The 10,000-nt window shown below is 32.4% G+C and carries 12 protein-coding genes; 7 read left to right on the top strand and 5 right to left on the bottom strand.

Annotated features, from left to right (window positions below):
• From LDL23_RS10340 to LDL23_RS10330, 3 genes are all read left to right on the top strand, one after another.
• Positions 1 to 1,600: U32 family peptidase (locus tag LDL23_RS10340; protein ID WP_291265628.1), on the top strand; the 1,600-nt coding region annotated here is incomplete at its 5' end.
• A gap of 73 nt (positions 1,601 to 1,673) precedes the next feature.
• Positions 1,674 to 2,249 carry a Crp/Fnr family transcriptional regulator gene (locus tag LDL23_RS10335; RefSeq protein WP_291265627.1) on the top strand — a complete coding sequence of 192 codons (576 nt, stop codon included), beginning with the start codon at positions 1,674 to 1,676 and terminating at the stop codon, positions 2,247 to 2,249.
• A 116-nt stretch (positions 2,250 to 2,365) separates the two neighbouring features.
• Positions 2,366 to 3,103, top strand: coding sequence for a hypothetical protein (locus tag LDL23_RS10330; RefSeq protein ID WP_291265626.1), 738 nt, complete (start codon positions 2,366 to 2,368; stop codon positions 3,101 to 3,103).
• Between the two features lie 162 nt (positions 3,104 to 3,265).
• Here the strand turns inward: LDL23_RS10330 and LDL23_RS10325 are convergent, their stop codons facing one another.
• The 5 genes from LDL23_RS10325 to LDL23_RS10305 form a co-directional block, all read right to left on the bottom strand.
• The gene (locus tag LDL23_RS10325) at positions 3,266 to 4,642 is read right to left on the bottom strand and encodes a ubiquitin-like protein (protein WP_291265625.1); all 1,377 of its coding nucleotides are present in this window, start codon (positions 4,640 to 4,642) and stop codon (positions 3,266 to 3,268) included.
• On the bottom strand, positions 4,642 to 5,412 hold the full coding sequence (locus LDL23_RS10320) for a T9SS type A sorting domain-containing protein (protein ID WP_291265624.1): 771 nt from the start codon (positions 5,410 to 5,412) through the stop codon (positions 4,642 to 4,644). The genes LDL23_RS10325 and LDL23_RS10320 overlap by 1 nt, the downstream gene beginning before the upstream one ends.
• 2 nt (positions 5,413 to 5,414) lie before the next feature.
• Positions 5,415 to 5,897, bottom strand: coding sequence for a T9SS type A sorting domain-containing protein (locus LDL23_RS10315; protein WP_291265623.1), 483 nt, complete (start codon positions 5,895 to 5,897; stop codon positions 5,415 to 5,417).
• A 109-nt stretch (positions 5,898 to 6,006) separates the two neighbouring features.
• Entirely contained in the window at positions 6,007 to 7,059 is a 1,053-nt protein-coding gene (locus LDL23_RS10310; RefSeq protein WP_291265622.1) for a leucine-rich repeat domain-containing protein, read from the bottom strand.
• 62 nt (positions 7,060 to 7,121) lie between these two features.
• On the bottom strand, positions 7,122 to 7,304 hold the full coding sequence (locus LDL23_RS10305) for a hypothetical protein (protein WP_291265621.1): 183 nt from the start codon (positions 7,302 to 7,304) through the stop codon (positions 7,122 to 7,124).
• A 191-nt stretch (positions 7,305 to 7,495) separates the two neighbouring features.
• On the opposite strand from LDL23_RS10305, the gene LDL23_RS10300 reads away from it, so the two are divergent.
• From LDL23_RS10300 to LDL23_RS10285, 4 genes are all read left to right on the top strand, one after another.
• The gene (locus tag LDL23_RS10300) at positions 7,496 to 8,710 is read left to right on the top strand and encodes a LuxR family transcriptional regulator (RefSeq protein ID WP_291265620.1); all 1,215 of its coding nucleotides are present in this window, start codon (positions 7,496 to 7,498) and stop codon (positions 8,708 to 8,710) included.
• A gap of 78 nt (positions 8,711 to 8,788) precedes the next feature.
• Positions 8,789 to 9,505: a pirin family protein gene (locus tag LDL23_RS10295; RefSeq protein ID WP_291265619.1), complete on the top strand. Its 717-nt coding sequence runs from the start codon at positions 8,789 to 8,791 to the stop codon at positions 9,503 to 9,505.
• An 8-nt stretch (positions 9,506 to 9,513) separates the two neighbouring features.
• On the top strand, positions 9,514 to 9,798 hold the full coding sequence (locus LDL23_RS10290) for a GNAT family N-acetyltransferase (RefSeq protein WP_291265618.1): 285 nt from the start codon (positions 9,514 to 9,516) through the stop codon (positions 9,796 to 9,798).
• An 18-nt stretch (positions 9,799 to 9,816) separates the two neighbouring features.
• The coding region (locus LDL23_RS10285) for a (4Fe-4S)-binding protein (RefSeq protein WP_291265617.1) at positions 9,817 to 10,000 on the top strand (184 nt) is incomplete at its 3' end.

Raw genomic sequence — 10,000 nt, 5'->3', positions numbered from 1 at the left:
TGCTTTAATCATTCAAGACATGGCGATTATGGAAATGGAGTTGCCTCCTATCGTATTGCATGCCAGTACGCAAACCAATAATCGTGATGCAGATAAAATTAAATTCTTAGCGGATGCTGGAATCAAACGTGTGGTTTTAGCGCGCGAGTTGAACTTACACCAAATCAAAGAAATCAGCGAAGCCTCTGATGTAGAATTAGAATTCTTCGTTACGGGTGCTTTGTGTGTTTCGTTTAGCGGAAATTGCTATATGAGTGTTGCTAATGGCGAACGATCGGCAAACCGTGGTTCTTGTGCGCAAAACTGCCGTTTACCTTATAATTTAATTGACGGAAATGGCGACACTTTAATCAAAAATAGTCACTTACTTTCAATTAAAGATTTTGATGTTTCTAACCAAATTCCAAATTTAGTAGAGGCCGGAATTGTTTCTTTCAAAATTGAAGGCCGTTTAAAAGACATCGTATATGTAAAAAATAACGTTTCTTATTTACGTCAGAAGTTAGATGCTTTCTTAAACGAAAATAGCGATAAATATACCAAAGCTTCTTCTGGAAAATGTACATATTTATTTGATTCGTCATTAGATAGAACGTTCAATCGTGGTTATACCGATTATTTTGTAAACGAAAGACATCAATCTATCGGTTCTTGGGAAAGTCCAAAATCAAAAGGACAATATATTGGAAAACTGATTAAAACCGTTGGAAATTCATACGAAATTGAAAATGGTGAATTACTAAATAATGGCGACGGATTGTGTTTCATTAACGAAAACAACGAAGCCGAAGGAATTTACGTGAATAGTGCCGAAAACGGATTTGTATATCCAAACGTATTGAAAGAAATCAAAGAAGGCACTTTCATTTACAGAAATAACGATGCGGCTTTCATCAAATTAGTAGAAAGAGAAGATAGTGCAGTTCGAAAAATCAGCACAACTTTACAATTAAAAGAAAACGAAACAGGTTTTGAATTAATCGCAACTGATGAAGATGGAAATGTAAGTGTTGTGAATTTGGTTCACCCAAAAGAGCAAACAAAAAACAACGAATCTTTAGCAGAAAATTTCAAAATTAACTTAGCAAAAACAGGTTTTACACCTTATACTGCTGATGAAATTACAATTGAATTTTCTGGAAATTGGTTTCTTCCGATTTCAAAAATCAATGAAATGCGAAGAACGGTTTACGAACAATTATCAGAAATTCGTTTGAAAAATTATGTTCGAAAAGAACACCAATTGGTAAAAACATCGCATCCATATCCAGAAACGAAATTGGATTTTATGTACAATGTTGCCAACAAAACAGCTCGTAAATTCTACGAACGTCATGGCGTAACCGAAATTGAAAAAGCATTCGAATTACAATGGGATCCAGGAAAATCTCGTGTAATGACCACCAAATATTGCATTAAATACGAATTAGAACGTTGTCCAAAATACCATCGTGAAAACATGGACAAAAAACTAAAAGAACCTTTAGTTTTAAAACAAGGCGAATTGGAATACAAATTAAAATTCAATTGTAAACCTTGCGAAATGGAAATTTGGGAAAAAGATGCCGAATTCGAAATTGAAGAAGATCACTTTCATTAATATAGAAACCGATGTGTAACGCATCGGTTTTTTCTTTTCTAGAAAACCAAAATTAAATTGTATTTTTGGAGTAATGCAATCCATTTTAGAAAATATCGCCAAACATGTTTCTTTAACTCCAGAAGAAGAAACCTTATTTCTATCTAAAACCGAAACCAAACAATTCAAAGCCAAAAGCATTTTATTAAGTGCTGGTGAAGTAGCAAATTGTACATATTTTGTGAATTCAGGAATTTTAAGAAGTTTCAATATTAATGATAACATTATCGAACACGTATTACATTTTGCTTGCGAAGGTTGGTGGATTGGCGACATGTACAGTTACATTTCTGAAAAACCAGGCAATTTATTTATCGAAGTTCTAGAAGATGCGGAAGTTGTCATAATTAGCAAAGAAAACCAACAACAACTTTATCAAGAAATTCCAAAATTAGAACGCTTTTTTAGAATTTTAGCCGAAAACTCCTTAGTTTCTCATCAAGAACGATTAATGGACAATTTGAGTTTAACTGCCGAAGAACGTTTTGAAAAATTCTGTTCCAAATACCCTACTTTAATTCAGAAAGTTCCTCAAAAACATATTGCTTCTTACATTGGTGTAACACCTGAGTTTTTCAGCAAAATGAAAAGCAGGTTATTGAAGAAATGATTTAGAACCTCCTTGTCATTACTATTTGATTTATATATATTCTATACTATATTTGTGCTGTATTAGTGCTATATCAGTGCTATATCTATATAGCTACTATGTTAAAACAATGATTTATGGGTAAGTTAAAAGGAATTATACAATTTACTGGACAACTTGATGGTTTGTCATTTTATGAAATGAATGGTAAAATTGTTGTTCGGAAAACGGGTGGCTTTGATGGTGATAAAATCAAAAATGATGCGAACTATACACGTGTTCGTGAAAATAGTAGTGAATTTGCTCATTGTGCAGAAATGGGTAAATATTTTAGAAACAGCCTTCAACCCTATTTGAAGCAACTGCATATTCCTTATGTACATAATCGAGTTTTGGGTTTGTTTCAGGAGATTAGTCGATTGGACTTGGTTAGTGCTCGGGGAAAACGTTCTGTGATTAATGGGCTTCAATCGGTTGAGGCAAAAAAGGTTATTGAGCGTTTTGAATTTGATAAAAATCTGTCTTTTGACGCCGTTTTTCCTTTTACTTATGCCGTAGATTTGTTGGAAGGAAACTTGATTGTCTCTAATTTTAATTCGAGACTTTTGAAGAAAGTGCCTCATGCTACTCATGCTACTTTACAACTTATAGTTGCTGGTTTGGATTTTGAACACCAAAGTTCATTTGTACAAAACTGTAGTAATAAAATTACTATATCCTTACAAGATGCTACTGAAGCTGATTTAGAATTTAATTGTGCTCTTCCTGAAAGTCCTAATGTATTTGGTTTGTTGTATTTAGAGTTTTTTCAGCGTGTTAATGCTGTGGATTATGATTTGCAAGCAGGAGCTTTAAAAATTGTGGGGTTTCAATAGTGTGTTTTTAGCAATGTGTGAGTTGCTTGTGTTATGTTTCTTCGAAGTGTTGGGATCAACATGACAAAAATGGGGGAAATTTCAATGCTTACGAATGCCTTTGTTATAAAAACAAAAACGAGCCATTGCTGACTCGTTTTTTATATTTTTCATGATTTTTTATTATTTAATTCTTACAATGTTCAAAAACGTACTACCATCTGCAGAAGTATTCGCAGCTATTGTATTCGACCAGGCCAAGCCTCTGAAGCGAATGTTATCTCCTGCATTGAGGAATATTCTTGTATGTAAAGTTGAATTGTTTTTCAAGATGGTTTCAGATGGCTGACTGTTTCGTACATTTCTGTATAAGGCACCTGTTTTACTTGCACCAACCGTATTGTTTTTGTCTATGAAAAAATCAACACCATTGCTACTTAGTCCACCTGCATTGGTAACCCCAACTATTTGTACATCGATTTCATACCACCCAGCTGTTCCAACTGTAAAGACAGAACCATTCCAAGTATTTCCGCCAGTAAGTGAAGCATTAGGATTGTTTGTAGCAGAAAATGTTAATAAAGTACTACTAGCACCCCCTAATAAATCCGGAATGGCCTGAATACTCGTGTTTGAAACATATAATTCTACATTGGGATAAGCTGCTGCAGATGCACTTGGTGTTACCCATTGTGTGTTGTAATCTGAACCATCTACTTTTGCTAATACTTGTCCAGTTGTTCCTCCAACAGGCACACCTTGACCGTTAGTACCAGGAGTACCTGCTGGTCCTTGAGGTCCCATTGGACCAGTTGCTCCATCATTTCCGTTTGTTCCGTTAGCACCTGCTGGACCTTGAGGACCCATTGGACCAGTTGCTCCATCTAAACCGTTTGCTCCTGCCGGACCAGGAGTTGAACTCCCTGAAGTTTTGGCATACAAAGCATAAGGTGCACTCAATAATTGAGAAGTACCTGTAATAGTATAGGAAGAACCGCCTGTTGGGTCGGTTTCAGTTTTGATGAAATAAGGACCATTTGCCCAGTTAATAGTAGCCATGTTTCCTGAAACTACTGCACCTCCACCAATTTCTAAGCTCACTAAACCGTTTGCATTAGAGGTTGGAGTTTGCGTTTCTACATACACCGCTGTTCCTGTTGCCGAACCTTGTAAAATGCTAATTTGCATTCCTACCGGTTGGTTGGTTACTAAATTATTGGTAGTGTTACGCACTACGGCTTGGTAGCTCATTTTTTCTGGCACTTGAGTTGTGTTTGTAACAGTTAATACAATTGTACTGTTATTAGTTACAATACCAACATCAGCAAGTGTTTGATTGTCCTGAATAGTTGTACCATTCCAAGATAAGACTTGGTTTATTACTGGAACGGAAATTTGATCAAATATCTTGGCTTTAACATTTTCTGCACTATCAGATGGCTCTACATCTAATGAAATAGTTCCATTATTAGGTGTTTGCACGAATAAATTCATTCCGTACGTTTGTAATGTTATGAAAGTGAATAAAATAAGAGTGTATAATTTAATATTTTTCATCATTAATTTTTGATTAGTTTTATTGTATTCGATTGATTATTTTTATTTAATATTTTAGCAAAATATATTCCTGTAGGATATTGATTTAAATCAAAAGATGAAACACCAAATTCATTTTCTTGTTTTAAAATTAGTTTCCCAACTAAATCATATACTTCTATTTTGGTAATGTTGTCGTTTTCAATATTAAAAATACTGTTTGAAGGGTTTGGATAAACGCTTATATTTTCTTTTTCAAATAATTCCGAACTTAAATTTGCTTGCACATTAACAGTCCAGTCTTCAGCATCTACACCTGGAAAAGAAGAATCGTTTTGAAAATAATTCCCCAAAGCATATGGATTTGAATTATTTCTGCCAAATAAGAATAATGGTATATTATCTGTAGTTTCAAAAACCTCCCAACGATAGGTTGTATTTGCAGTTAATGTAAGGTTTGCAGTTGTAAAATCAGCCGTAATAGTCGCACCATTAAACCATTGGTCTGTGTTTGAAGCTCCATTTATAGTTGCTGTTGCTATAATAGCACCGGCATTATCTCTTAAACGAACTCCAACAAAAACATTCTGACCTCTCAAATCATCGACATTAGGGCTTGTAGGATTAAAAACAATTGTGCTCAACAAACCTGTACATGTAACTTGAAATGTTTGCCCTGTTCGTACAGCTTCGGTAAATATGGTATTACTTCCATTATATCCTGTTGTGCATTGTGCGTTAACATTGTTTACTGAGACCAATAACAAAAAAAATAATGTAATTGTTTTTTTCATAATTAATTCTCTTTTTTAATGATTTTAAAAGTTTTCACTTCCTTGTTGTTGCTAACAACTTTTAATAAAAAAATAGCTACTGGTAAGCGTTCCATTTGAATGGAAGAAGTTTCGGCAGTAATTTTTTCATTTGAAATCATTTTTCCGTTTAAATCAAACAATTGATACGAAAGATTTGCGAAATCTGTATTTCGTACTTCAAGTTGTAACCAGTTGGTTGTAGGATTTGGATACACCGCTAATTGCAAGTTAATGTTGAAATTCTCTGCACCTAACACAGTTTGAATTTCAAAAGGTTGTTGCACACCTTGTGCTACTGAACCCGTTGTTCCGGTGTTCGTTGTGTAAACCACTTGCCCTACTGTGTAGCTCACGTTTCCGTTTGTTCCAGAAGCGTCACCTCCTGCAGTAGCTACGGCTTCTTGCGCTTGTGTTTGAAAAGCTCCCAGTAAAAGTGTGGCAATGAGTAATTTTTTTATTTTCATTTGATTCTTATATAGTTAGTAAAAAACAGACAATATGCAGAAGGTAAGACCAGTATATAAAATAAAAATTAGTATTTCTAAACGGTATTTTTCTATATTTTTCAAAGTATTATTTTTTTAGAATTGTATAAGTTAAACCATTTGAAAGCTTTAAATAGTAATTTCCATTTGTAAAGTTTTCAAGATTAATAGTATTGTTAGAAGGTAATATCCCGTTTAATAAGGTTCTTCCCATTACATCATGTATGGTATAACTTTCTGTTGAATTTAAACCTACAATTTGAATACTATTTGAAGTAGGATTTGGGAATATACTAACTTGTACATTTGAAAAATCTTCTGCAGATAAAAACCCATTTATAGGATTAAATGTCGTCCATACTGCATTTGCCTCATATAAGGCCTCACTACCTGAAGGAACATTTAAAGGTATAATAGTTGTATTTACATTTTGAAAAACATTAGCATTTATCACTAACGGAGTTGTCCAATTTACTGTTACAGATGTTAAGCCAGTGCAATTTGCAAAAACTTGATTTTCTATTGTAGTCACTGAATTCGGAATTGTTAGAGAAGTTAAACTACTGCAATTAACAAATGATTGAGAACCAATTAAAGTAACTGAATTTGGTATAGTTACTGAGCTTAAGTTAGAACAACCAAAAAAAGCAGCGATACCAATAGTAGTAACTGAATTTGGAATAACTAAAGATGTTAAGCTTGAACAAGCATAAAAAAGTGTATTACTAATTGAAGTTATTGAATTTGGTAAAGTAATTGAAGTTAAAGCCGCACAATTCCGAAAAGCTGATGAACCAATAGTGGTTACCGTATTTGGAATATTCACCGATGTCAAAACATAACATTCTCTAAAAGCATCGATACCAATATTTGTAACTGTATTTGGAATATCCACCGATGTTAAACCTAGACAATTAAAAAATCCATTATCACTAATAGAAGTTACTGAATAAGTTACTCCAACATTTACTACAGTTTCTGGAATAGTTAAAGCACCTGTAGGATTAGTATTTGTTTTTTGTACACTTACATTGGTTCCACTTGTTATATTGTACCTAAGGTTTCCAACATCAAAAGTTTGTGCAGTAGCAAATAAATTAATGAATAAGAGCAGAATCGAAAATTGTAATTTTTGTTTCATGATTTTTAATTTAAGAGATTTATATTATTTAAAAATTAATTAAGTGCGTCGAGAGTATTTTCTTAATTTTCTTTTTTAAAATTCTTCAACAACTCTTTATTTTCCTTATGTTTTAAAATTCCCATTACTTCTTTAATGTTTTCATTCGTTAAAGGAATATCATTTTGAATGCAGGTGTAAATCGCTTCATTTCTTTTAATGGAGAAAAGACGGAAATAATTTTTAATACGTTCTAAGATTTTCATTTGTATTTTGTTTGCTGCAAAGTTGAGCAAGACTTGTATTAAAATCTAATTTTGTTCGGGTAGTTAACGGGTAGTTTTTATGACTACCCAACGGGTAGTTTTATGTAAGTTGTTGGAAAACAGATTTTTAAAAATAAAGCTTGTTTTCAGTTTTAATAAAGTGTTTCTTATCTTTGAGAAAATTTTTAGGTATGATTAAAAAGCATTTCCCCTTTTTGCTTTTAGTTTTATTTGTATTTACTCAATCCTTTGGGCAATCTGAAAAACTCAAAAAATTAGAAAATCAAATCAAAATATTAAATGATAATTTGCAATATGAAAAATCGATTGCAGTATTAAATGAAATAATAATAAATGAGCAATCTACTCATTATGAAAAATATTATGCCTACTTATTAGAGTCTTTTACACACAAACGTTTATTTAACTACACTAAAACACTACATAAATTAGATTTAGCCCTTGCCGAAGGCTTGCAAAGTGACCACAAAGAAGAGGTTAAAAACACCATTGATGCTGAAAAATGTTTTGTCTATTTTGATACTCAAGATTATCCAAAAGCTGAAGCTTTAATAGTTCATCTAAGAAAAATAAATTTTAAACATTTGACCATTCCCACACAATCTTGGATTATTATGCAAGATGGTTATATTAAAATGTTAAACAAAGACTATGCAAAATCAGAACAATTACTAAATGAAGCCGCGGCATTAGTTAAAGCAAATTCTCCTGAGAATTTACCCAATATTTATGGTAAAAAAATGGAGCTTTATAATAAAATGGAGCTTTTTGAAAAGCGTGATACTGCTTTTAAAGAAGGTTTATTATTAGCAAAAAAATACAATAAGGTAAAATATGAAATGTATTTATACCAAGTGATGCGAAACATATTACAAGAAAATGAAGATTATAAAAATGCTTTTTTTACACAAAAAAAATATGATTCCATTGTAAAATATTACAATGCAACCGATGCCAATGGAAAGTTAGAATTAGCTGAAAAAAAATTAGAAGACGAGAATAGACAGCTAAAAGAACAAAATGAAAAATATATAGATTACATATTATATGGTGTTATTATATCATTACTTCTTCTATTGTATTTTGCCTTTAGATTATACCAATCAAATATGGCAAAAAGAATTTTAGTTGAAAAAGAGAACACAAGAATTCACAATGAAATTGAACGTTTAACCCAAGCATTAGACGAAAAAGGAAATGCAACTTTAAATTTATCAAACTATAATTTAACCGATCGTCAAAAAGAAATTATTGATTTTATTCGTTCTGGTTTAACCAATAAAGAAATTGCTACCAAACTTTTTATATCTGAAAACACCGTAAAATATCACTTAAAAATTATTTATGAAATTTTAGATATAGATCATCGTTCGGCTATACGATAATTTCTTAATCTACATTAAGTGCTTTCAGAATCTTCTGGTTGTAAATTTGTATCATAATAATTACTAAATTTATACATTATGAAAAATACAGTTTTACACAAAGCAGATTCAAGAGGCCATGCAGATCATGGTTGGTTAAATGCGTATCACAGTTTTAGTTTTGCCAATTGGTATAACCCTGAAAAAGTACAATTTGGAATGCTTCGCGTTTTGAACGACGATACCATTGCAGTTGGAATGGGCTTTGGAACACATCCACACGATAATATGGAAATTATCACGATTCCATTAGAAGGTGATTTAGCTCACAAAGACAGTATGGGAAATGGTACTACTATTAAAAGTGGTGACATACAAGTAATGAGTGCTGGAACGGGAATTCAACATAGCGAATTCAATCCAAATCACAATCAACAAACGAAATTGTTTCAAATATGGTTGTTTCCAAAATACAGAAATGTAGAACCTCGTTACCAACAAATTACTTTAGACCAATCGTTACAAAAAAATAATTTTGCGCAAATTTTATCCCCAAATCCAGATGATGCTGGTGTTTGGATTCATCAAGATGCTTGGTTTTATTTGAGTGATTTTGACAACGGTTTTTCAAAAAAATTAAAATTGAAAAAAGAAGGAAATGGTTTCTACGTGATGAATATTGAAGGTGAAATCGAAGTAAATGGAGAGAAATTAGAAAGAAGAGACGCAATTGGAATTTGTGAAACCAATGAAATCGAAATCAAAGCGAATTCTAATGCGAAGTTTTTAGTAATGGAAATTCCGATGGAGCAATAATTAAAGCTATGAACAACGAAGTCCAACTTAGAATAAACGACAACAAAGGCGCTTTTTACATTGAAGTTGAAGGCAAACAAGAAGCTATGATGACCTTTGTTTTTGCTGGCGAAGATAAAATTATCATCGACCACACTGAAGTAAATCCAGGAAACGAAGGAAAAGGTTTTGGCAAAAAAATGGTAACCAAAGCTGTGGAATTTGCTAGAGAAAAAGGAATCAAAATCTTGCCTTTGTGTCCGTTTGCGAAAAGTGTTTTTGATAAAACTCCTGAATTTAGAGACGTATTATAAATTTAAAACGAAATAATCATGGATCCAAAAAACATTAAAAAAGAATATACAAATGGCGAAGTTACCATTGTATGGGAATCAGGGAAATGTACTCATTCTGCTAATTGCGTAAAAAACAATCCCGATGTTTTTAAACCAAAAGAGCAACCTTGGATTACACCTGATAATTCAACTACTGAAAAAATTATTGAAACTGTAAACA

Origin of the sequence: Flavobacterium sp., assembly GCF_020217025.1 — a bacterium.
Classification (GTDB): domain Bacteria; phylum Bacteroidota; class Bacteroidia; order Flavobacteriales; family Flavobacteriaceae; genus Flavobacterium.
The sequence above is the reverse complement of the archived record's forward strand: the minus strand, read 5'-3'. Positions and strand labels throughout refer to the sequence as shown.